Source organism: Klebsiella sp. BIGb0399 (assembly GCF_003752615.1).
GTDB lineage: Bacteria > Pseudomonadota > Gammaproteobacteria > Enterobacterales > Enterobacteriaceae > Klebsiella > Klebsiella lignicola.
This window is the reverse complement of the sequence record NZ_RKHT01000008.1, coordinates 138,276-159,894: the sequence shown is the minus strand read 5'-3', so window position 1 is coordinate 159,894 and position 21,619 is coordinate 138,276. Positions and strand designations below refer to the sequence as shown.

The window sequence follows — 21,619 nt, the reverse complement described above, 5'->3', positions numbered from 1 at the left end:
TTATGTGCCTCGCTCAGGATGTAAGACCATGAAATTGCCTGGAAAGTTACTGCTCTGGCTGCTGACCGCCCTGCTGGTCGCGATCGTCGCCGCCTGGTTCCTGCTGCAAACCCATTGGGGCGCGCGTCAGGCCAGCGCCTGGCTGAGTGACGGCACCGGCTGGCAGGTCTCCTTCGACGAGATGGACCATGATTTCTCTTCGCCGCTGCATCTGCAGCTGCAAAATGTGACGTTCGGGCGCGACGGCAAGCCGCCGACGCTGGTCGCCAAAACGGTCGATATTGGCTTCAGTACCCGCCAGTTCAGCGACCCGCTGCACGCCGACGAGATCGTGCTGAGCGACGGGACACTAAACCTTTCCCCCTCTTCCGCCTCCTTACCGTTTGCCGCCGACCGCCTGCAGTTGCGCAATATGGCGTTTAACAGCCCGGAAACCGGCTGGGAGCTGAGCGCCCAGCGCGTCACCGGCGGCGTCAGCCCCTGGGCACCGGAAGCGGGTAACGTACTGGGCAAAAAGGCGCAGATTCAGATGAGCGCCGGTTCATTGACCCTCAACGGCGTTGATGCCAGCAACGTGCTGATTCAGGGCAGCCTCGATAACGGCGAGGTGACGCTCTCCACCCTCGGCGCCGATGTCGCGCGCGGGACGCTGACCGGCAACGCCAGACGCAACGCCGACGGCAGCTGGTTGGTGGATAACCTGCAGCTCAACGAAATTCGCCTGCAGAGCGATAAATCGCTGGCGGACTTCTTCACCCCGCTGACCAGCATTCCTTCGCTGCAAATTGGCCGCCTCGATATGACCGATGCGCGCCTGCAGGGGCCGGACTGGGCGGTGACGGACCTCGACCTTAACTTGCGGAACCTGACCCTGAGCCACGGCGACTGGCAGAGCGAAGAGGGAACCTTGTCGATGAATGCCAGCGAGTTCATTAACGGCTCGCTGCATCTGCTCGACCCGATCGCCAATGCCGAATTTTCACCGCAGGGGATTGCCCTGCGCCAGTTTACGTCACGCTGGGAAGGGGGAATGGTGCGCACCTCCGGTAACTGGTTGCGCGCCGGTAACGCACTGGTGCTGGATGACGCCGCCTTTGCCGGGCTGGAGTACACCCTTCCAGAAAACTGGAAACAGCTGTGGATGGAGCCGCTGCCAGCATGGCTGCAAAGCCTGACGCTGAAGAAATTCAGCGCCAGCCGTAACCTGGTGATCGACATCGATCCTACCTTCCCGTGGCAGATCACCGCCCTGGACGGTTACGGTGGCGAATTGCAGCTGGTGAAAGATCGTCGCTGGGGGGTCTGGAACGGCAACGCCACGCTGAATGCCGCTGCCGCCACCTTTAACCGCGTGGATGTCCGTCGTCCTTCGTTAAAACTGAGCGCCAACGCCTCCACGGTCAATATCAGTGAGCTGAGCGCCTTTACCGAGCGCGGTATTCTGCAGGCCACCGCGGCGGTGTCGCAGCTTCCTCAGCGCCAGGTCACTCTGAGCCTGAACGGCCGCGGTGTGCCGCTGAATATTCTGCAGCAGTGGGGCTGGCCGGCCTTGCCGATTACCGGCGATGGTAACTTCCAGCTGACCGCCGGCGGCAGCGTGCTGGCAGAGGCGCCGCTGAAACCTACGGTGAGCGGCCAGCTCAGCGCGGTGAATATGGACAAACAGCCGGTTGCGCAGACCATGCACAACGGCGAGGTCACCACCGCCCAGGCCGCGCCAGCCCCTGTCGCCCCTTAAGCCCGTCTTCCTTCAGCCTTCTCCCCAGCGGGAGAAGGCCTCTCACCCGCCCCGTCACCGAAACCTGTTGCCATATTGCGGCTGTTTGTACCTATTTCCCGCAACCTGTTCCTTTCAAATAGCGGAATTGCTATAACAAAAATACTGGAAGTAAAAAAAATAATTAAAGTCCCTGTACCTACAAAAATAAAAGGAACAACTATGTCTGTAATACGTCAACATGCTCTGGAGAATATGCAAAAATTCTCCAGAGCAATGATCGGTGCAGTATTGTTCTTGCCGGTTATCGGTTTAATTCTGGCACTCAGCTCTGTCTTAACCAACCCCACATTAATTTCTGAAACCAGTTTCTTACATCAGCTGGGGCAGTTACTCGGCGATACCTTCTGGCCATTATTCGGCAATCTCGGCTTACTGTTTTGCGTCGGTATTAGCTATGGCCTGGCAAAAGATAAAAAAACCGAAGTGGCGCTGGTTTCCGTGATGTGTTTTATCATGTTTCTGGGCGCCAACCATTCATGGCTGGAGCATACTCACGGTATTGCCGAAAAAATTAACGGTGAATATTACGGTACCGGCCAGACGCAGCTTCTGGGGTTTGTGGTAGTCGATATGGGGGTTTTCCTCGGCATTATTCTCGGCTGCACTATCGCCTGGGTTCATAATAAAGTCTCAACCATTGAACTGCCCGGCGCGCTGTCGATGTACGGCGGTGCCAAGCTGACGCTGGTAGCCATGACGCCGGTGATCATCTTCTATGCTATCGCCTTCACCTGGATCTGGCCGTTTATGACTCACGGCATTGCGGCACTCACCGGGTTTATGAAAAATGCCGGCGTCGCGGGCGTCTTCGTCTACGGCTTCTTTGAGAAATTCCTCATCCCGACCGGCCTGCACCATTTCGTGTGGTCCCCGTTCCAGTTAACGCAAATCGGCGGCACCCTGAACGTTGACGGCCAGGTGGTATCCGGCACCCAGGCCATTTTCCTCGCCTACATGCGCCACCCTGATCTGACCCCGGTGATGAACGACGCCCTGCGCTTCTCCCAGCAGGGGATGACCACGATCTTCGGCCTTGCCGGGGCCTCCCTGGCGTTCTACCACACCGCAAAACCCGAGAAGAAAATGCTGGCCAAAGCAATTCTGCTGCCCGCCATTATCACCTCAATGCTGACCGGTATTACCGAGCCCATCGAGTTCACCTTCCTGTTTGTTTCACCGCTGCTGTGGGTTATTCACGCCACGTTAACCGCTGCATCCCAGGCAATTTGCGACATCTTTACCGTTCGTCCGTGGGGCGCGTCGGGGTTGATCGAGTTCCTGATTTATAACCTGCCACTCCCCGTTTCATTAACACGCTGGCCTGGCTATGTGCTGATCGGTATCGGCCAGTTTGCCGTCTACTATGTTATTTTCCGCACCCTGGTGGTTAAGCTGAACCTGAAAACGCCGGGCCGCGAAGATGATGAAAACGTGAAGCTATATAGCAAAGCTGATTATCGCCAGAAGATGAATGATAAGTCGGCGGTGACAGATGAGATTATTAATGGCTTAGGTGGTAAAGATAATATTATTTCCGTGGACAATTGTTTTACCCGCCTGCGGGTTGCAATACGCAATATGGATCTGGTTGACGATGTCATATTAAAAAGCACCGGGGCTAACGGCGTCGTGCGCAACAGAAATGAAGTACAGGTTATTTATGGCGTCAAAGTGGGACAGGTTCGTTCCCGGGTTGATAGCTGGCTAGCAGAAAATTAATCAGGAGTTATTTATGAAATTAACCGTATTAGGCGGGGGCGGCGTTCGCTCTGCGTTCCTGGCAAAGTCACTGGCTTATAACGCGTACCGCATTGGTTTAACGGAAGTGGTATTTCTCGACAGCTCCGCTGATAACCTGGCCATCTTTGGTGAGATCGCCCGCTATGTGTTTCAGGCTATCCGCCCGGATATTCATTTTAGTATTACCCGCGATCCGGTCGCGGCGCTGACCGAGACTAACTACGTCATTACCACCCTGCGGGTGGGCGGCGATGAGAGCCGTATTCGCGATGAGCGTATTGCGCTGGAGCATAATACGCTGGGCCAGGAGACCACCGGAGCCGGCGGTTTTGCCATGGCGATGCGTTCGATACCGGCGATTCTGGACTACTGCCGCCTGATCGAAGAGCACGCCGCCGACGATGCGATTCTGTTTAACTTCACCAATCCGTCAGGGCTGGTGACCGAAGCGATTATCAAGTCGGGCTTTAAGCGCCGCGTGTACGGTATCTGCGATGCGCCCTCGGAGCTGATCCGCGAGCTGCCGGAGATTCTGGGCTGCGACGAGCGTGACCTTGGCGTCGAGTGCTATGGCCTGAACCATTTCTCCTGGTTTACCCACTTCACGGTGCGCGGGGAAGACGTGACCGAACGGCTGATTACCAGCCCGGACCTGTACCGTAAAACGGCGATGCAGTATTTCTCGCCGGAGCTGGTTAAGCTGTGTGATAACCAGCTGCTGAACGAATACCTCTATTACTACTACTACCGCGAAGTGGCGTTAAAGGCGATTCAGGACGCGCCGGAAACCCGCGGCGAGCAGATCGCCCGCATCAACCGCGATATGCGCGATGAGCTGCACACCGTGGATGTCCATACCAACCCGGAAGCGGCGTTTAATATCTGGATGAAGCACTACCTGCGCCGGGAAAATAGCTATATGCAAAATGAGTCCCAGCAGGAGAAATTCCATACCCGCGAACCGCTCACCCTGCAGCAGTTTATCGAAGAGCCGGATACCGGCGGCTACGCGGGGGTGGCGCTGGATATACTGGAGGCGGTCAACAGCACCACCACCAAGCGTATTGTCGTATCGATATCCAACAACAACACCCTCGATTTTTTACGCCCTGATGACGTCATTGAGATTAGCTGCGATCTGAGCAGAGAGGGTCTGAAGCCGGTCACCCCGGCACAGGTGCCAACGGCGCAGAAGAACATGATCGCCAGCGTCAAAGAGTATGAACGTCTGGCGGTGGCGGCAATTCTGCAGCGGAATAAATCGCTGGCGATCCGGGCGCTGATGGCCCATCCGCTGGTCGGTTCCTGGTCGCTGGCGCAGAAGCTGGCTAACGCCTACCTCGACGATAAGCTGTTTGCCGACTGGCAATAACGCCCCCTCCCGGTGGCGCTGCGCTGACCGGGCTACCGGCTCAGCGCGAGCCTTGTAGCCCGGACAGGCGCGTTAAGCGCCGCCTCCGGGTATGCCCATCTGCATAAACCACATCTTCAGAAAGCGCTCAAAACCTAATATGCAGTAGCCGAAAAACGGGTTGCTCCAGTAAATATCATCATCAAACTTCTGCGGGTCGTGAATAATGAACGCGGTATCCGCCGCCTGGGCCAGCGGGCTTTGATAATCGCCGGTAAAGCAGACCAGGTTAATCTCCTTGCCCTCCAGCGCCTTCACCCAATTTAGCGCCGAACTGCTGCGTCCTGATTTAGAAATTATCCAGATCGAGTCAAATTTGGCGGCGTTCTTTTGCTCGAGAATTTCATAATCCGGCCACAGCGCGAGGCTGGCATTTACGCCGGTCACCAGAAACTTATTATAAATATATTGGGCAATCAGCTGCGAAAAGCCGCTGCCATGGATCAGGATACGATGCTGCTGCAGGCTTTCCAGCAGCGGAGCGACCCGCTCAGCCGGGAGAATACTCATATAGTCGATATCATTGGTGACATCGAGCTTAGGCATCGTGATATTGAATTTGATGAAATAGACCAGCTCCAGCCAGCCGCTGAACTTGAGCTTCTTTGCCAGGCGCACCAGCGACGAAGGATTGCTGTAGCAGCGCTCGGCAACGGCGCGGATCCCCTCCCGCACGCACCGTTCAGGATCGTTCTGAATAAAGCGCAGGACGGTCATTTCGGTTTTGTTCAGCTTCACGTCACGAAAGATATTTTCTAAATCCATTCCTGGCTCCTCTCAGCGGCAGCGTACGCTATCACCGAACAGCGGCACTGTCTGTGGGATCAATCACCGGAATGAAACAAACGTTACTTTCTTAGAAAAAATGGAATAAAAAAACCCTCTCCGGCAACGAAGAGGGTCTCAGGCGGTTACGAATTAACTCACAACATAATGGTCAACGCGTTGCCCTGCGCGGTCACCACCACGCCCAGCTCACTGCCCGTCTGCGTACCGCCCTGCACTCCGGCAACCTGCACAATGTTACGCAGGCACAGCGTCCAGTCGCTGGCCGTACCGTCACTGCTGACAGCAATCGTATTACCCTGACGTTTCGCCCGTAGGGTGAAGACCACCGTGCCGTCCGCCGCCTGGAGCTGGCAAACCGCCTCATGGCCGTCCGCCAGATGGAACAGCTGGAAGGCGGTGCCTTCGTTCCAGGCGTAATCCGGTTTCTGGTCGTTATCGCCCAGCGCCAGCAGGGTATTCTCGCGCACGTACACCGGCAGGCTCAGCACATCATGAGTCTGTTTAAGCCAGCGCCTGCCCTGCGCTTCATCGTTGTGCCACAGGTGCGTCCAGCGGCCTTCCGGCAGGTAGAACTGCACCTCGCCCGCTTCGCTAAACACCGGTGCCACCAGCACCGAATCCCCCAGCATGTACTGACGATCCAGATAGTCGCAGGCTGGGTCGTCCGGGAACTCAAGCATCATCGAACGCAGCATCGGCGTCCCGCACTCGCTGGCCAGTGCCGCCTGGCGATAGAGATACGGCATCATGCGGCATTTCAGCTGCGTGAAGTGGCGCACCACATCGCAGGATTCATCATCATAAGCCCATGGCACCCGATAGGATTTGCTGCCATGCAGCCGGCTGTGGCTGGAGAGCAGACCGAACGCGCACCAGCGCTTGTAGACATGGGCCGGCGCGGTGTTTTCGAAGCCCCCAATATCGTGGCTCCAGAAGCCAAAGCCGGACATGCCGATCGACAATCCACCGCGCAGGCTCTCTGCCATCGATTCGTAGTTGGCGTAGCAGTCGCCGCCCCAGTGCACCGGGAACTGTTGCGCGCCCACCGAGGCGGAGCGAGCGAACAGTACCGCCTCTTGCTCGCCAAGGTTGTCTTTCAGCACGTTCCACACCAGTTCGTTGTAGATAAAGGCGTAGTGGTTATGCATTTTCTGCGGATCGGAACCGTCGAACCACTGCACGTCGGTCGGGATACGCTCGCCAAAGTCGGTTTTGAAGCAGTCAACGCCGATATCTATCAGGCCTTTCAGCTTATCGGCATACCACTGGCAGGCTTCCGGGTTAGTGAAATCATAGATCGCCAGACCCGGCTGCCACTTATCCCACTGCCAGAGCGAGCCGTCCGGGCGCTTGAGCAGATAGCCCTTCTCTTTCAGCTCTTTAAACACCGGCGAGCGCTGGCCAATGTAGGGGTTAATCCACACGCAGACCTTCAGCCCTTTCTCTTTCAGCCGTTTGATCATCCCTTCCGGGTCCGGGAAAGTCAGCGGATCCCATTCGAAATCGCACCACTGGAAGGCTTTCATCCAGAAGCAGTCGAAGTGGAACACGTGCAGCGGCAGGTTACGCTCCGCCATTCCGTCGATAAAGCTGTTCACCGTCGCTTCGTCATAGTTGGTGGTGAACGAGGTGGTCAGCCACAGGCCAAAGGACCAGGCCGGCGGCAGCGCCGGGCGCCCGGTAAAGCGGGTGTAGCGGTCAAGCACCGCTTTCGGCGTCGGGCCATCGATAACGAAATACTCGAGATACTCGCCTTCCACGCTGAACTGCACCTTAGAGACCTTCTCCGACCCGACCTCAAAGGAGACGCGCTGCGGATGGTTGACCAGCACGCCGTAGCCACGGTTGGTCAGATAAAACGGGATATTTTTGTAGGACTGCTCGGTACTGGTGCCGCCATCTTCGTTCCAGGTTTCTACGGTTTGTCCGTTGCGGACCAGGGCGGTAAAACGCTCTCCGAGTCCGTAAACGGTTTCACCAACGCCAAGATCGAGGCGTTCAAACAGGTAATTACGGTTGGTGTTCGTATCCTGCACGTAGCCGTTGTTTTTCAGCTGGCTGCCGGTAATGCGTACGCCGTTGCGCAAGAAATCCAGCGCCCAGAACTCCCCTTTGGTCACCCGCACGCTCAGGTTACCGCTTTTCAACTCGGCGAACGCTTCAGTGTTTTGTATCTCAACGTCGACATCGGGAAGGATATTCAGCGGATAGTGCGGGCCGTTATCCAGCGCCCCCTGGAAATGCTCCATCCGCACGCCGATGATGCCCTCCTGCGGAGAGAAAAAGCGCAGGGTAAACAGCGGAGTATCCAGCTGCCAGGTGCGCTCGCGGACGTCACGCGGAGCGGCATAGACCACCATCTCATTGCCCTGCTGTTCCACCTCGTAGACCTGTACGGGTTGGATCAGATTGAGTCCCGGTTGAATAAGCCAGTTTCCATCACTGATTTTCATTAAAACGTCCTCTTAGGGCCTATCTCAGTAGGCGTACATTGTTGCAGCCAGTTTGGCCACGGACAGCGCGGAACCACCGGAACGTACACGCAGTACGTGAGGATGGTGAGCACTGCCCTGGGCCAAAATGGCAAATAAAATAGCCTAATGGGCCAGGCTCTTAGTTTTGCAATTCTTTGCCGATCGGGGCTGAAGCGAAATCTTGTTCGTTACGACGTGCGCCCTGGGCCAGTTCGGCCATGATTTTTACCAGGAACGGCGTTTTCAGCGTGTAGTAACGTTTGGCGATAACCGCGCTCAGCGCATAGCAGACTGCCGGTACGAGGGTAAAGAGCGCGATAATAATGGTGATGGTCGCGCCATTTTGGGTTTTGGCCGCCGCATCATAGCCACCACCGGCCAGCATCCAGCCAATCATCGCGCCGCCCAATGCCAGACCAAGCTTGAGTACAAACAGGGTGCCCGCGAAGCTGATGCCCGTCAGCCGTTTGCCATTGCACCATTCGCCGTAGTCAACGGTGTCGGACATCATCACCCACTGAATAGGCGTGACCAGCTGGTGCAGAACGCCAATCGCGAAGATAAAGACGAACATGGTGATTTCCGCATCGATCGGCACGAAGAACATCGCCACGCTCAGCACCGCCAGAATCGCGTTGGTCCACCAGAACACGCTGACTTTGCATTTCCAGTCCGTGAGCGGTTTTGCCAGCGCCGAGCCAATCAGGTTGCCGACGCAGTAGGTGGTCAGGAAGACGGTAAACAACGCCGCTGAGCCCATGATCCAGGTGGTGTAGTACATCATGGCGCCACCGCGGACGCAGACCGCGAGGATATTCAGGATGGTCAGCACGCCGACCACACGCCACTGGTCGTTGCGCCAGATGTCGCGCAGGTCTTCACGCATGGAGGTGGTGCTCGGCGGTGCCTGCACGCGCTCTTTGGTGGTGAAGAAACAGAAGGTCAGCATCAGGAAGGCGATGACGGAGAGCACCGCAATGCCGCCCTGGAAGCCAAACGCTTTGTCGTCGCCGCCGATAAAGTTGACCAGCGGCATCATCAGCACGGTGGAGAGCATGCCGCCCGCCGTCGCCAGCACAAAGCGCCAGGACTGCAGTGAGATACGCTGGGTCGGGTTATCGGTGATGACGCCGCCCAGCGCGCAGTAGGGAATATTCACCACGGTATAGAGCAGGGTCAGCAGGGTATAGGTGACGGCGGCATAAATCAGTTTGCCGTTGTGGCTGAGGTCCGGTGAGCTGTAGGCCAGTACGCAGACCAGGCCAAACGGGATCGCGCCGAAGAGGATCCACGGGCGGAATTTCCCCCAGCGGCTGCGGGTACGGTCGGCGAGCAGCCCCATGCAGGGGTCAGAAATCGCGTCCAACGCACGCGCCAGCAGGAACATGGTGCCAACAAAACCAGCGGGAATACCAAAAATATCGGTGTAGAAAAACATCATGTACAACATGACGTTATCAAAAATGATATGGCTGGCGGCGTCACCCATGCCGTAGCCAATCTTCTCTTTGACGGACAATATATGTTCTTTCATGTGCGCACTCTTCCCCAAACGGTATCACGGGTTGGTACCGGTTACAGAATTTGTAAACGATCCGCTGAGTAAGATGAATTGCGATATCTCGTTATCAAATTATGTTTCTTGTTTTCTGTGATCGCGGTAGGACGAATGCAGACGAAAAAGTGTAACCCTCGGATTTCGAAAGGGTTTATGTAAGACTGTTCTGTAATGTCCAGTTTTAACAGTAAAAAAGTGCGTTTAGGTATGTGGTAAATGGCGGAAAGTAGCTATAATGCGCCCCGCCTCCATGTAGCAATCGAGGCGCGGAAGATCGTCATCTCCGGTGAGGTGGCTGGACTTCAAATCCAGTTGGGGCCGCCAGCGGTCCCGGGCAGGTTCAACTCCTGTGATCTTCCGCCAAAATCCTTCCATAGCAGTCCATACCCGTCCATTGATAACGACAAAAACAATAAAAAATCGACTGTTAGAGAAGGGTGGAAAAATCCTCGGATCAAGCAACCATCAAGCAAATTGCAAAACAGAAAAAATTCTATCCATTTGTTTTTCAAGATTAAAATTTAAATTCCTGTTGCCATCTGAACTCAGAATCAAGCAACCATCAAGCAAACCTTCTCACTAAGCCCAGAATGGGATGTAGCGCATTGCCTTGGTTCCTACCGATGAATCGTATTGTTTAATACGACCCTCTTTCATTGCTTCCTTGATGATACGGCTAATCATTGCGCTGTTTTTTTCATCAACCCCAAATCTTTCCCGCAGCGTGGTGTTGTTCATCGGAACCTTTTCAAGGTATTTCAAAACACAATGAAGGTAAGTCGCTCTGACTTTTTCCTCGTTATCCATATCCTTAAAATCGCGATGAGCAAACAAAGTGACTTTCGTATGCTCCTGATAGACTTCAAACTGTGGGGCTGGTAGCTGATAAATCTCAGTTTCAATAACAACTTTATCGATACCGCTTCCCCGCTCTTCACAGATCCCCATCCTGCGCATGAGAGAGGCGATTCTTTCATTACGGCTACGTGGGGGAGAATCAAGAAGGCGATCAATCGCCACTAATGGTATACCCGGATTTGAGATTTCCATGCGGTCGGCAAACAACTCAAGCATTGGCCCCGTCCCGCTAATATTGAAATCCTGGTGAATAAGAGAGTTGGCAACAACTTCTCTTATAGACAGCTCAGGATACATTCTTACTTCGCTGCGAAAAGCCTTTCCAATCACTTCATTTGATGGAAGAAGGTTATTAATATAATCAATCAAACCTTCAAAACCGACAGCATAACCTTTGTGGCCTTGTAATTCCTTTACTGTTTTAAAACGATTATTTGCATCGTACTGGATTAAACGAATGGCCTTGCGGGATAATCCATTATAGCATCTTTGTTTTCAGGTAACGGCTGAGATAAAAGCGAGAAGAATGATGGGTAGTCGATTAACTGCAATACCTCATCAATAGAACACCTGTCCCGTGCTATGCAGTATTCCCAGGGTTTCCTGTCAAAGACACGCCAGAGAGCACGTTCTTTTTCTGGATGTTTACCCAGTGGTTTTTTATAAGAGCCAATACGAATAAATTCTGTTCCAGAAAAACGCACAGGGGTATGGCAATTTGCATTTATCTCCAGAATAACAACAGCATCGTTCTCGAATGACGAGAACTCATGGAATGTAAAATCAATCTTTGGTTCCAGGCCCTGCAATAACCAGCTTTCCAGCTCTTGCTGTTTATGTTTAGCCAGAGAGGGTTTAAAATCAGTACCGATTACAGAATGAGTCTCATCATCAACACCCCATACCATATAGGCTGTTGGCTTTCCAAGCAAAGCAGCCGAATTTGCCAGAGCGGAGATATATTCACCGAGTTCTTCTGGTTTTATTGCATTGCGCTTAAACTCTGCCCACTCAGTCTCTTTCGGCAATGAAACCAGCTCTTTCAGTAAAGAACGCAAACCGACTTCCTTTTTAGAAACAGATATTTAAACACCAAACAATAGTTATACCAGGCTACAAGAATATGGCTTTAGGCTGCCCATGGCAATGTTCCATATCACATCGCCTGATTCTGAGAGCAGTCGGTGAAAAGTAATCTCGATGAACGCCCTGGATACCACTGTAGGTATAGCCTGACATTCAAGGATGCTGTTGATATTGCAGCTAAAGGTGACATGTATAGGAAGATGTATATAAATTCAAAACCATTAAAATATCCTAAATCCTGCGCCTGATCGGCCAGCGACTGCCTCGCTTCCAGCAGCTTCACCATATACGGGAGACATTCAGTATATTTGCCGCCTCCTGCGTGGTCAGGTCAGCATACACGGGAACAACCGGTGGCGAGTTCACCCTCACCCCCTGATTTTCACTTTTTGCATATAACAGTTATCGCCGCCGGGGCGTTTTTCCCCTTCTCCTACCGGTCTATCCTCGACGCATGCCATTGATAAACCCAATTCCTTCTGCGGAGAAAATATGAAAGCGATCGCCATTACCCGTGCCGCCACAGACGGCAGCAACCTCTTTTTTTTACGTGATATTGAGCTACCGGAGCCGGTTGCCGCAGGGCATGACCTGCTGATCGAAATCAAGGCCATTTCCGTCAACCCGGTGGATACCAAAGTCCGCGCCGGGTTTACGGGCGACACCCCGCGCGTGCTGGGTTGGGATGCGGTCGGGGTCGTCAAATCGGTCGGCGAAGCGGTCACGCTGTTCACGCCGGGGGATGAAGTCTGGTACGCCGGGGCGCTGGGCCGCGCGGGAAGCAACAGCGAATTTCAGCTCGTCGATGAACGTCTGGTCGCGCTGAAGCCGCGCTCGCTGGATAACGCCTCTGCCGCCGCCCTGCCGCTGACCGCCATTACCGCATGGGAACTGCTGTTTGACCGGCTCGGCGTGCAGGAAGGCGGCAACAGCGGAGACACGCTGCTGATTGTTGGCGCGGCGGGCGGCGTCGGTTCGATTCTCACCCAGCTGGCCAGCAAACTGACCGGAATGACGGTGATCGGCACCGCCTCGCGGCCGGAAAGCCAGAAATGGGTACGTGATGCGGGCGCACACCATGTTATCGATCACAGCAAGCCGCTCAGCGAAGAGCTGGCGCGGATTGGGATCCCCGCGGTTACCCACGTCGCCAGCCTCAACAATACCGAACAGCATTACGCCCAGCTGATCGCCGCCCTCGCGCCGCAGGGTAAACTGGCGCTGATTGACGATCCGGAAACCCTCGATGCCCGGCCGCTGAAGGCCAAAAGCATCTCGCTGCATTGGGAATTTATGTTCACCCGCTCAATGTTCACCACGCCGGACATGATCGCCCAACACCAGCTGCTGACCCGGGTTGCCAGCCTGATTGACGACCAGACCATCAAAACCACCCTGGGCGAGCATTACGGGCCGATTAACGCCAGCAACCTGCAAAAAGCCCATGCGCAGCTGGAAACCGGCCGCGCTGTCGGCAAAATCGTGCTGGAAGGATTTTAAGATGAGCCACGACGCGATCTCGATCCTGGCAGTATTGAAAGCCAAACCGGGCCAGGTTGAAGCGCTCGGCAAGGCGCTGCAGGCACTCCTGCAGCCAACCCGCCAGGAGCCGGGCAACCTCGATTACGCCCTGTTCCAGCTGCGCGACACCCCGGACACGTTCTATATGCGCGAGTCCTGGCGCGACGCCTCCGCGCTGGAAACCCATATCTCGCTGCCGCATTTTCAGGCCTTTATCGCGCAGATGAACAGCCTGCTGGCCGAACCGTTGCGCCTGGACTACCTGACGCCGATCGAATAAGCCTTGCGCCATAACGGATCCCCTGCCACGCGGGGGATTTGCCGTTGGCTCACCTTTTTCTTTTTAACACTCTGAGCTAATCGCGCCACGCCCGGCGCTGACCAGGCTACGCTTACCGTTGCCAACAACGATTCGTTCCCCCCTCCGGTTTCTTCAGCTCGAACATTCAGAAAGAGGTTTCGCTATGCAGATCAACGCTATTGGTACGTACTCCGCCACCCAACCGCTGAAAGCAATGGCCATCTCACGCCGCGACCCAGGCCCTCATGATGTGCAGATCGCTATCGATTTCTGCGGCGTCTGCCACTCGGACCTGCATCAGGCCCGTTCCGAATGGGCCGGCACGCTCTACCCTTGCGTGCCGGGGCACGAAATCGTCGGCCAGGTCACCGCCATCGGTAATCAGGTCTCGGGATTCAGCGTCGGCGACCTGGTGGGCGTCGGCTGCATGGTCGACAGCTGCAAAGCGTGTGAAGAGTGCGAAGCGGGGCTGGAAAACTACTGCGACCACATGGTGCTGACCTACAACGGCCCGACGGCCGATGAGCCCGGACACACCCTCGGCGGCTATTCACAGCAGGTGGTGGTACACCAGCGCTATGTGCTGCACGTCCGCCATCCGAAAGCCCAACTTGCCGCCGTGGCGCCGCTGCTCTGCGCCGGGATCACCACCTATTCTCCGCTGCGCCACTGGAACGTCGGGCCGGGGAAAAAAGTCGGTATCGTTGGTATTGGCGGGTTAGGACATATGGGGATCAAGTTGGCCCACGCCATGGGGGCCCACGTGGTGGCCTTTACCACCTCGGAATCCAAGCGTGAAGCGGCGAAAGAGCTGGGCGCCGATGAGGTGGTAGTCTCGCGCAACGACGACGAAATGGCCGCGCACCTGAAAAGCTTCGATTTTATTCTCAACACCGTGGCGGCACCGCACAACCTCGATGCCTTCACCACGCTGCTCAAGCGCGACGGCACGCTGACCCTGGTTGGCGCCCCGGCCACCCCGCATCCGTCACCGGAAATCTTCAATTTAATCTACCGCCGCCGCGCGATTGCCGGCTCGATGATTGGCGGGATCCCGGAAACCCAGGAGATGCTCGACTTCTGCGCCGAACACGGCATCGTCGCCGATATCGAACTGATTCGCGGCGATCAGATCAACGAAGCCTGGGAGAGAATGGTCAAAGGGGACGTGAAGTACCGCTTCGTGATCGACAGCGCTACCCTCGCCGGTTAAGGGCCGCGCCGAAAGGTACGTCGCCACTCCCTCGGGCTCACGCCGAAGCGGGATTTAAACTGCTGGCGCCAGGTAACGGCGGAACGGAAGCCCACCATTTCCGCCACCTGCTCCACCGGCATATCTCCCGCTTCAAGCAGGACCTGGCTGCGCCGCAGACGCTCGGCGGTCAGCCAGTCGGCGATGCTCATGCCGGTGGCGTGGGCAAAATGGCGGGTGAGCGTCCGGCGGCTCATCGCCACCACCTGCGCAAGCGTGTCGAGGTTGTGCGGTTCGTGAATATGCTGCTGGAGATATTCCAGCAGGCCATTAATCCGCGCATCGCGGGTGTTTTTCGGCACCGGCTGGGCAATAAACTGCGCCTGGCCTCCCTCACGATGGGGCGGGACGATCAGCCGTCGGGCAATCTGGTTCGCCGCCAGGCTGCCAAAGCGCTGGCGGATAATGTACAGGCAGCAGTCCAGCGCCGCCGCGGTGCCCGCGGAGGTAATCATCCGCTGGTCATCGACGTACAGCGCGTTGATATCCAGCTGCACCTGAGGAAACAGCTGCTGAAACGCCTGCTCAAACTCCCAGTGGGTGGCGGCTCGTTTGCCATCCAGCAGCCCGGCATAGCCCAGCACAAAGGCGCCAAGGCACAGGCCGACAATCTCCGCCCCCTGCTCTCTGGCCCGTACCAGGTTGTCCAGCAGCGACTGCGGCGGGCGCTGATGCACCGCGCCCCAGAACGGCACCACCACGATATCGGCCTGCTCAAGAGCCTTAAAATCGGCGCTGGCGTTCAGCGCAAAACCGTCGCGGGCGGTCAACAATCCCGGCTGCTCGGCGCAGATCTGCAGGTTGAAACGCCGGGTGTCCGATACGCTGTCGCCAAACACCATGCAGGGAACCGAGTAGTGGAAAGGGCTAAAGCCATCCACGGCGACAATCGCGACATCGGTGAGTTTCATGGCGCCCTCCGTTCCCTACCACCGGTTAAAAGAAAAGACTTTCCCCATCCTGCGGGATACTGACCGCATCGGCAATCTGATTGTCAGCCACATACTCGCGCAGCTCCTCGCGGCTCAGCAGGCAGTGGTTAACCGCTTCGAGATGGATAGCCACAATGTGTGCTTCCGGCAGCGTGAAATGCGCTTTCAGTACATCCTCTTTGCCCATGATAATCGGGCCAAAACCGATCACATGCGCGTATCCGGCATTCAGCACCACCACGTCAGGGTGCAGCCGCCGCATGTCGGCTTCAATCTCCGGGCGCCAGATGGTATCGCCCACCAGCCACAGCGTTTTCTCCTGCGGATGGCGGAACACCACCCCGCAGGCCTCACCCAGGCGCTCCGCCATGGCCGGTACCGCATAGGTACGGTCACTACCGTGCTGCCCGGAGGTGGTTTTCTGCAGCGTCACGCCGTCAAACTCGCTGTGCTCAGACAGCAGACGAATATCGCTGAACCCCTGCCCACGCAGCAGCCCGGCATCGGCTTCATGCTGCACGAAAACCGGCAGCGCTTTCGGGATCGCAGCGATCGCCGCCTCGTCCCAGTGATCTTCGTGGGTGTGGGTGACGATCGCAGCATCGACATCCACCAGCGTATTGACGGAAACAGGCAGCCCCACCAACGGGTTACGACGTTCGGCCCGGGCGGTGCCGGCAAATCCCGGCCAGGCGCCCTGATCCGCCAGCATCGGGTCAATCAGGAATTTTTTACCTGCATACTCAATCAGTTGCGTTGCATTACGAATGTGGGTCATTTTCATGATGTTCACTCCTCTTCACGGTCATCTGGCGAACATCGTACGTCCCACCAGCCTGGTACAATATGGGCATTTGGGCAATGATCGATGAGATTGGGCCAACTTTGCGCGGTTGCCATCTGCCCCCGGCTATGGTGTTCTGAATACTCATGTTCTGAGGAAAAGTGACGATGAAAAAGAGACTGACCGCCGCCGATATGCACGACGCGGAAGTAATGGCGCAAACCCCGTGGTTCAGCATGCGTAAGGTGGCGATAGATATCACCGACAGCGAGCGCCGCGACTTTTACTCAATCCATTACCCGCGCCCGGCGGTGGGCATTGTGGCTATCCAGCAGGACAAAGTGCTGTTGATCCGCCACTACCGTTATCTGATCGATCAGGTCGTGTGGGCCATTCCCTCCGGCGGCATTGATGAAGGGGAAGAGCCTCAAGCAGCTGCCTTGCGCGAGCTGCGGGAAGAGACCGGCTGGCAGGCGAAAAAAGCCGAAGAAATTATCCGCTATAACCCCTCTTATGGCAGCAGCGACCAGCTGTTCATCACTTGGCTTGCTCGCGATCTGGAGTATGTCGGAATGGATGCGGATCAGGATGAGGTCATGGAGACGGGGTGGTTTACCTTTGACGAGATTAGCCAGCTCATCGCCCGTGGCGAAATGCCGGACGGGCTCTCTCTGGTACCGCTGCTGCATCTGATGGCGCAGCAGCGGGGCCGTTTAGCGTAGCGGAGTCACATCACGGGCAGAGGATCACCAGCCGGGAACCGCGCCGCCGTTAAAGATAGTCTCCGCCGCTTTCGCCACTTCCGGCGACTGATAGGACTGGATGAATTCCTTCACGTTTTCGGCGTTTTTGTTCTCTTCGCGGGTCACGATGATATTCACGTACGGCGAGTTTTTATCTTCGATGAAAATCCCGTCACGCACCGGCGACAGCCCGGTTTGCTGCAGATAGGTGGTGCTGATGATCGCCACGTCGACTTTCGGGTCGTCGATCACCCGCGGCAGCTGCGCGCCTTCCAGCTCCATAATCTTCAGGTGATGCGGGTTATCCGTGATATCGACCGCCGTCGGCAGCAGCCCGGTACCGGCCTTGAGGGTAATCAGCTTCTCCTGCTGTAACAGCAGCAGCGCGCGGCCAAGGTTGGTCGGATCGTTGGGAATGGCAATGGTCGCCCCGTCTTTCAGGTCAGCCACCGATTTTATTTTGCGAGAGTAGCCGGCCATCGGGAACACGAAGGTGTTACCGACGGCAACCAGATGATAGTTATGCGCTTTATTATCCTGCTCGAGGAACGGTCGGTGCTGGAAGACGTTAGCATCCAGATCCCCGGCGTTGGTCGATTCGTTCGGCAGCAGCGATCCGCTGAAGCCCACCAGTTCGACGTCCAGCCCGAACTTCTCTTTGGCGACCTTCTTCGCCACTTCCGCCACATCCTGTTCGGCGCCGTTAATCACGCCAACTTTAATATGTTTCGCATCACCGCTTTTTTGGTCGCAACCTGCCAGCAGCAGGCCCGCCAGCATCACTGCGGCGGCTGTCCGTAAACGCAATTTCATCATTGTTATCCTGTCAGTCCATGAGAAAGTCATTATTATTTTCGAAGAAAACTATAACGGCTTTAAGACCAGTTTTTAAACACTCAAAACAGCAACAGGAAATAAAATCATCTAGCGATATTTCGCTTCATGCGCCAGCAGCCACGCCTTGCGCGCCAGCCCACCGCCGTAGCCGGTCAGCGAGCCATCTTTGCCGATAATACGATGACAGGGAATGACGATCGCCACCCGATTGGCGCCGTTGGCGTTGGCGACCGCCCGTACCGCGCCGGCGTTGCCCATCTGCTGCGCCAGCCCCTGATAATGTTCGGTGCTGCCGTACGCCACCGCCTGGAGCTGCTGCCACACCGTCTGCTGGAAATCGCTGCCCGGCGTCTCCAGGGTCAGGGAAAAATGGCGCCGCTGGCCGGCAAAATATTCGCCGATCTCCGCCACCGCCTGGCGCGTATGGTGATTCTCGCCGGCGATAATCCTCGCCGAGAGCAAGCGCTGAAGGTCGCGAAACTCCGTCTCCAGCATCCGCCGGTCGACAAACTCCAGCAGGCAAACCCCGCGCTCACTGGCGCAGACAAACATTGGGCCAATGGGCGTGGTAAAGCGGTGCAGCAGGATCACCTGCGCCGCCTCGCTGGGCGCGTGGCCGGTGAGTTTTTTACAGGTGTAGCCAAACCCGCTCAGCGAGTCGTATCCGCTGTCGAAGGCCACGTCGGTGGCGCGTCGTCCGCCCTTCAGCTCCTGCAGGGCGGTATTCACCCGCAACATCCGCTGAAAGGCCTGAAACGTCATGCCGTAGTGATGGGTAAACCAGCGCCGGATCCGCTCGGGGCTGATGTGCTGCTGACGCAGCTGGTCGTCACTGATCCGCACTTTCGGGTTGGCCCGCAGCTGCTGCATCACCTGCTCCACCATCGGCGGCGCGGAGCTGGCGTTTTCGGTGGGTCGGCAGATCTTACACGGGCGAAACCCGGCGCTGAGCGCGGCTTTAAAGTCGCGATAGAATTCGACGTTTTCCCGCTTCGGCTTGCGGGCGCGGCAGGTCGCCAGGCAAAACACGCCGGTGGTTTTCACCCCCACGAAAAAAACGCCCGCGTAGCCGGAGTCGCGGGCCAGCAGCGCGTCGTACCAGGTATCGCATAACCCGCTATCAGTCACCTGCATGGTCAAATACCTCTTTAAACGATCGTTGCTGCCGGACGGTTTTCAGCAGCCGGTACAGATGCCCTTGTTGCGCATCGTGCAGCGCATTGCCCATCGAAATACGCTTCACGCCCAGTTGCGCAAGCTGGTCATGATCGGGCAGCGCGGGCATCGCCATGACGTTCAGCGGCAGCGCCACCGCCGCAACCATTGCCGCTATATCCGCAGCCTCGGTCACGCAGGGCACAAACAGCCCGTCGGCACCGTGTCCGGCGTACAGCTGGCCCCGGGAAATGGTCTCCGCCAGCGCCTGGGGGTGGTTCAGTACAAAGGGATCGGTGCGGACATTGATAAACAGCGACACCCCCGCCTGCGCCAGCCCGGTGGCTATCTCCTGCAGACGCCGGGCAAAAGCCTGCGCTGCCGCCAGAGTCCGTACGCCCTCGTTCACCACGCTGTCTTCGAGATTGACGCCGACCACCCCGCTGTGCGCCAGGGCGAGCAGATTTTCTACCACCTCTTCTGCGCTGGCGCCATAGCCCGCTTCCATATCCACGCTGAGCGGTAACGCCACCCGGGCGCGAATGCGGGTGACCCGATACAGCAGTTCCGCGAACGGCAACGCTTCGCCATCGTCCAACCCCAGGCTGTGGGCGATCGCGGCGCTGGAGGTTCCTATCGCCGTATACCCGGCCTCGGCGGCGGCGCTGGCGCTGGTGACGTCCCAGACGTTGGCCAGCAGCAGTGGCGTGGCCTGGTGATGCTGTTGTGTGAAATCCATAGATCCTCCGGTGTTGTGGTGATATTGCGGATTCTGGCCTGTACGCCGCAGATGCAACAACCGAAAACCGGACGACTATTTTTTGCTGTTAGCGACGCCGCCACTCGCCGGGGGTCACGCCATACAGCTTCTTAAAGGTCTTCGAGAACGACGCCTGTGACTGAAATCCGCAGCGTCCGGCAATCACTTCGAGGTTGGTCTGCCGCTCAATGCGCAACAGGCGCGCGGCCATCGCCATCCGCAATTGCGAGAGCCACGCCTGCGGCGTCAGATGATAGACGCGGGCAAAGTGACGCGCGAAGGTGGCGCGCGACAGAAACGCACGGGCGGCCATGCTCTCCAGCGTCCACGGCTGCTCCGGCGCCGCCAGCACCGCCAGCACCGCGGGCATCAGCCGTTCATCACTCATCAGGCGCAGCAGGCCCTCCGGCGGGGTGTCGCTGCCCAGCAGCGTGCGCAACAGGAATACCAGCAGCGTATCGCCGAGGCTGCGCACAATCGCCGCGCCGCCGGGGTGCTCCAGCAGGCTTTCGCGCACCAGTACGTCAAGCAGCAGCGCCAGCTCCGGGCACTCCGCCCGCTCGTCGGTATGCAGGTGAATCAGATCGGTCTCTTGCGCAAACAGCCAGCTAACGTGTGGCCCGAAGTAAAATTCCCCGCACAGCATCTCCAGCGCATCATGGTCGCTGCCGGTACGCACCTCGGTCACCGTGCCGTTAAAGCGGTGGGCGACGGGCAGGATCTGGCCCCACTCCACCAGGCTCTCCATCAGATGCGGCGAACCATGCGGCAGGAGGATCACATCCCCCGCCCGCATATGCCGGCTTTGTTTGCCGACCGTCAGCCGCCCCTCGCCGTGCAGGACAAAGTGCCACGGCACCACCCCACGGCGCATTTGCTCATGCCCGGCCTGCCAGCGGCCGCCAAACCGACAGTGCAGATTCACTTCACAACGCGGCGCCAGCAGCGCCAACAGATGACTGAGACTGTCCATGCCACTCCCTGAGACGATAAGACATAAATATGAGACGCAGAGCCTCAGTCTAGCACGCGGAACTTCCCTAAGATGACCTCATTGCCACGACATACCCTAACCCAGACAGGAGCACACTATGAGCCGTTTAACTGAGATTCATGAACAAGACGTCACCGGGAAAGCCGCCGAGATTTTTACCGGGATGAAGAAAGCGATGGGCAAGGTCCCGAACGCCTATCTGACCATTGGCGGCCATTCGCCGGCGGCGTTACAGCAGGCGCTGGCGCACAACGCGATGCTGAGCAAAGGCAGTCTGAACGCAAAAGAGCTGGAGGCCATTAACGTGGCGGTGAGCGAAGCCACCGGCTGTGATTATTGCCTGGCGGCACACACCCTGATGGCGAAAAAAGCGGGCTACAGCCGCGAGCAGATCCAGGCGCTGCGCCACGGTGATTATGCTGACGATGCCCGCATCAACACGCTGGTGACCTTCGTCCAGACGCTGGTGACGACCCGCGGCACCCTGCCAGAAGCGGAGGTCAGCGCGGTGCGCCACGCCGGCTTCAGCGACCAGCAGGTGATTGAGATCATCAGCGCGGTGAGCGCTATTCTGTTCACCAACATGGTGAACCGGGTGAATGACACCGTCGTCGACTTCCCGAAAGCGGATTAACCCGAAGCGC

General features: G+C 57.1%; 19 protein-coding genes and 1 tRNA gene. 9 read left to right on the top strand and 11 right to left on the bottom strand.

Annotation, left to right across the window (positions count from 1 at the left end):
• Window positions 1-28: 28 nt before the first annotated feature.
• The 3 genes from EDF82_RS19055 to EDF82_RS19045 all read left to right on the top strand — a co-directional run bounded on the left by EDF82_RS19055 (window position 29) and on the right by EDF82_RS19045 (window position 4,892).
• On the top strand, window positions 29-1,738 hold the full coding sequence (locus EDF82_RS19055; RefSeq protein WP_123757083.1) for an AsmA family protein: 1,710 nt from the start codon (window positions 29-31) through the stop codon (window positions 1,736-1,738).
• A gap of 201 nt (window positions 1,739-1,939) precedes the next feature.
• Window positions 1,940-3,499, top strand: a complete 1,560-nt coding sequence (locus EDF82_RS19050) for a PTS transporter subunit EIIC (RefSeq protein WP_123757082.1) — start codon at window positions 1,940-1,942, stop codon at window positions 3,497-3,499.
• Window positions 3,500-3,512: 13 nt separating this feature from the next.
• Complete coding sequence (locus EDF82_RS19045; protein ID WP_123757081.1) at window positions 3,513-4,892, top strand: glycoside hydrolase; 1,380 nt, start codon at window positions 3,513-3,515, stop codon at window positions 4,890-4,892.
• Window positions 4,893-4,964: 72 nt separating this feature from the next.
• Here EDF82_RS19045 and EDF82_RS19040 read toward each other — a convergent pair whose 3' ends face one another.
• The 3 genes from EDF82_RS19040 to EDF82_RS19030 all read right to left on the bottom strand — a co-directional run bounded on the left by EDF82_RS19040 (window position 4,965) and on the right by EDF82_RS19030 (window position 9,728).
• Window positions 4,965-5,696, bottom strand: coding sequence for a MurR/RpiR family transcriptional regulator (locus tag EDF82_RS19040; RefSeq protein ID WP_123757080.1), 732 nt, complete (start codon window positions 5,694-5,696; stop codon window positions 4,965-4,967).
• A 158-nt stretch (window positions 5,697-5,854) separates the two neighbouring features.
• Complete coding sequence (gene yicI / locus EDF82_RS19035; RefSeq protein ID WP_123757079.1) at window positions 5,855-8,173, bottom strand: alpha-xylosidase; 2,319 nt, start codon at window positions 8,171-8,173, stop codon at window positions 5,855-5,857.
• Between the two features lie 160 nt (window positions 8,174-8,333).
• The gene (locus tag EDF82_RS19030) at window positions 8,334-9,728 is read right to left on the bottom strand and encodes a glycoside-pentoside-hexuronide family transporter (RefSeq protein ID WP_123757078.1); all 1,395 of its coding nucleotides are present in this window, start codon (window positions 9,726-9,728) and stop codon (window positions 8,334-8,336) included.
• Window positions 9,729-10,020: 292 nt separating this feature from the next.
• Between EDF82_RS19030 and EDF82_RS19025 the strand changes: the two genes are divergently transcribed.
• Window positions 10,021-10,115 (top strand) — tRNA-Sec (locus EDF82_RS19025).
• A 216-nt stretch (window positions 10,116-10,331) separates the two neighbouring features.
• Here the strand turns inward: EDF82_RS19025 and EDF82_RS25520 are convergent.
• Entirely contained in the window at window positions 10,332-10,979 is a 648-nt protein-coding gene (locus EDF82_RS25520) for an ATP-binding protein (protein ID WP_227540154.1), read from the bottom strand.
• Between the two features lie 80 nt (window positions 10,980-11,059).
• The gene (locus EDF82_RS25515; protein ID WP_227540153.1) at window positions 11,060-11,668 is read right to left on the bottom strand and encodes a helix-turn-helix domain-containing protein; all 609 of its coding nucleotides are present in this window, start codon (window positions 11,666-11,668) and stop codon (window positions 11,060-11,062) included.
• 520 nt (window positions 11,669-12,188) lie between these two features.
• Between EDF82_RS25515 and EDF82_RS19010 the strand changes: the two genes are divergently transcribed.
• The 3 genes from EDF82_RS19010 (at window position 12,189) to EDF82_RS19000 (ending at window position 14,731) form a co-directional block, all read left to right on the top strand.
• Entirely contained in the window at window positions 12,189-13,196 is a 1,008-nt protein-coding gene (locus tag EDF82_RS19010) for a zinc-binding alcohol dehydrogenase family protein (RefSeq protein ID WP_123757077.1), read from the top strand.
• 1 nt (window position 13,197) lies between these two features.
• Entirely contained in the window at window positions 13,198-13,497 is a 300-nt protein-coding gene (locus tag EDF82_RS19005) for a putative quinol monooxygenase (RefSeq protein WP_123757076.1), read from the top strand.
• A 184-nt stretch (window positions 13,498-13,681) separates the two neighbouring features.
• Complete coding sequence (locus EDF82_RS19000) at window positions 13,682-14,731, top strand: NAD(P)-dependent alcohol dehydrogenase (RefSeq protein ID WP_123757075.1); 1,050 nt, start codon at window positions 13,682-13,684, stop codon at window positions 14,729-14,731.
• Here EDF82_RS19000 and EDF82_RS18995 read toward each other — a convergent pair.
• Both EDF82_RS18995 and EDF82_RS18990 read right to left on the bottom strand, forming a co-directional pair.
• Window positions 14,728-15,681 carry a GlxA family transcriptional regulator gene (locus EDF82_RS18995; protein WP_123757074.1) on the bottom strand — a complete coding sequence of 318 codons (954 nt, stop codon included), beginning with the start codon at window positions 15,679-15,681 and terminating at the stop codon, window positions 14,728-14,730. The two genes, EDF82_RS19000 and EDF82_RS18995, sit on opposite strands and share 4 nt — an antisense overlap.
• A 25-nt stretch (window positions 15,682-15,706) precedes the next feature.
• Window positions 15,707-16,486 carry an MBL fold metallo-hydrolase gene (locus tag EDF82_RS18990; RefSeq protein WP_123757073.1) on the bottom strand — a complete coding sequence of 260 codons (780 nt, stop codon included), beginning with the start codon at window positions 16,484-16,486 and terminating at the stop codon, window positions 15,707-15,709.
• A 167-nt stretch (window positions 16,487-16,653) separates the two neighbouring features.
• Between EDF82_RS18990 and EDF82_RS18985 the strand changes: the two genes are divergently transcribed.
• Entirely contained in the window at window positions 16,654-17,208 is a 555-nt protein-coding gene (locus EDF82_RS18985) for an NUDIX domain-containing protein (protein ID WP_123757072.1), read from the top strand.
• 24 nt (window positions 17,209-17,232) lie between these two features.
• Here the strand turns inward: EDF82_RS18985 and nlpA are convergent, their stop codons facing one another.
• From nlpA to EDF82_RS18965, 4 genes are all read right to left on the bottom strand, one after another.
• On the bottom strand, window positions 17,233-18,042 hold the full coding sequence (gene nlpA, locus EDF82_RS18980) for a lipoprotein NlpA (protein ID WP_123757071.1): 810 nt from the start codon (window positions 18,040-18,042) through the stop codon (window positions 17,233-17,235).
• Between the two features lie 111 nt (window positions 18,043-18,153).
• Complete coding sequence (locus tag EDF82_RS18975; RefSeq protein ID WP_123757070.1) at window positions 18,154-19,200, bottom strand: bifunctional transcriptional activator/DNA repair enzyme AdaA; 1,047 nt, start codon at window positions 19,198-19,200, stop codon at window positions 18,154-18,156.
• Window positions 19,187-19,960, bottom strand: coding sequence for an isocitrate lyase/phosphoenolpyruvate mutase family protein (locus EDF82_RS18970; RefSeq protein ID WP_123757069.1), 774 nt, complete (start codon window positions 19,958-19,960; stop codon window positions 19,187-19,189). The genes EDF82_RS18975 and EDF82_RS18970 overlap by 14 nt, the downstream gene beginning before the upstream one ends.
• Before the next feature lie 88 nt (window positions 19,961-20,048).
• Window positions 20,049-20,954, bottom strand: coding sequence for an AraC family transcriptional regulator (locus tag EDF82_RS18965; protein ID WP_123757068.1), 906 nt, complete (start codon window positions 20,952-20,954; stop codon window positions 20,049-20,051).
• 118 nt (window positions 20,955-21,072) lie between these two features.
• On the opposite strand from EDF82_RS18965, the gene EDF82_RS18960 reads away from it, so the two are divergent.
• Window positions 21,073-21,609, top strand: a complete 537-nt coding sequence (locus EDF82_RS18960) for a carboxymuconolactone decarboxylase family protein (protein WP_123757067.1) — start codon at window positions 21,073-21,075, stop codon at window positions 21,607-21,609.
• Window positions 21,610-21,619 lie beyond the last annotated feature (10 nt).

Excerpts from the sequence above, each read along its gene's own strand:
- EDF82_RS19055 (WP_123757083.1), top strand. The coding sequence starts at position 29 with ATGAAATTGCCTGGAAAGTTACTGCTCTGGCTGCTGACCGCCCTGCTG.
- EDF82_RS19050 (WP_123757082.1), top strand. The coding sequence starts at position 1,940 with ATGTCTGTAATACGTCAACATGCTCTGGAGAATATGCAAAAATTCTCC.
- EDF82_RS19045 (WP_123757081.1), top strand. The coding sequence starts at position 3,513 with ATGAAATTAACCGTATTAGGCGGGGGCGGCGTTCGCTCTGCGTTCCTG.
- EDF82_RS19040 (WP_123757080.1), bottom strand. The coding sequence starts at position 5,696 with ATGGATTTAGAAAATATCTTTCGTGACGTGAAGCTGAACAAAACCGAA.
- yicI (WP_123757079.1), bottom strand. The coding sequence starts at position 8,173 with ATGAAAATCAGTGATGGAAACTGGCTTATTCAACCGGGACTCAATCTG.
- EDF82_RS19030 (WP_123757078.1), bottom strand. The coding sequence starts at position 9,728 with ATGAAAGAACATATATTGTCCGTCAAAGAGAAGATTGGCTACGGCATG.
- EDF82_RS19010 (WP_123757077.1), top strand. The coding sequence starts at position 12,189 with ATGAAAGCGATCGCCATTACCCGTGCCGCCACAGACGGCAGCAACCTC.
- EDF82_RS19005 (WP_123757076.1), top strand. The coding sequence starts at position 13,198 with ATGAGCCACGACGCGATCTCGATCCTGGCAGTATTGAAAGCCAAACCG.
- EDF82_RS19000 (WP_123757075.1), top strand. The coding sequence starts at position 13,682 with ATGCAGATCAACGCTATTGGTACGTACTCCGCCACCCAACCGCTGAAA.
- EDF82_RS18995 (WP_123757074.1), bottom strand. The coding sequence starts at position 15,681 with ATGAAACTCACCGATGTCGCGATTGTCGCCGTGGATGGCTTTAGCCCT.
- EDF82_RS18990 (WP_123757073.1), bottom strand. The coding sequence starts at position 16,486 with ATGAAAATGACCCACATTCGTAATGCAACGCAACTGATTGAGTATGCA.
- EDF82_RS18985 (WP_123757072.1), top strand. The coding sequence starts at position 16,654 with ATGAAAAAGAGACTGACCGCCGCCGATATGCACGACGCGGAAGTAATG.
- nlpA (WP_123757071.1), bottom strand. The coding sequence starts at position 18,042 with ATGAAATTGCGTTTACGGACAGCCGCCGCAGTGATGCTGGCGGGCCTG.
- EDF82_RS18975 (WP_123757070.1), bottom strand. The coding sequence starts at position 19,200 with ATGCAGGTGACTGATAGCGGGTTATGCGATACCTGGTACGACGCGCTG.
- EDF82_RS18970 (WP_123757069.1), bottom strand. The coding sequence starts at position 19,960 with ATGGATTTCACACAACAGCATCACCAGGCCACGCCACTGCTGCTGGCC.
- EDF82_RS18965 (WP_123757068.1), bottom strand. The coding sequence starts at position 20,954 with ATGGACAGTCTCAGTCATCTGTTGGCGCTGCTGGCGCCGCGTTGTGAA.
- EDF82_RS18960 (WP_123757067.1), top strand. The coding sequence starts at position 21,073 with ATGAGCCGTTTAACTGAGATTCATGAACAAGACGTCACCGGGAAAGCC.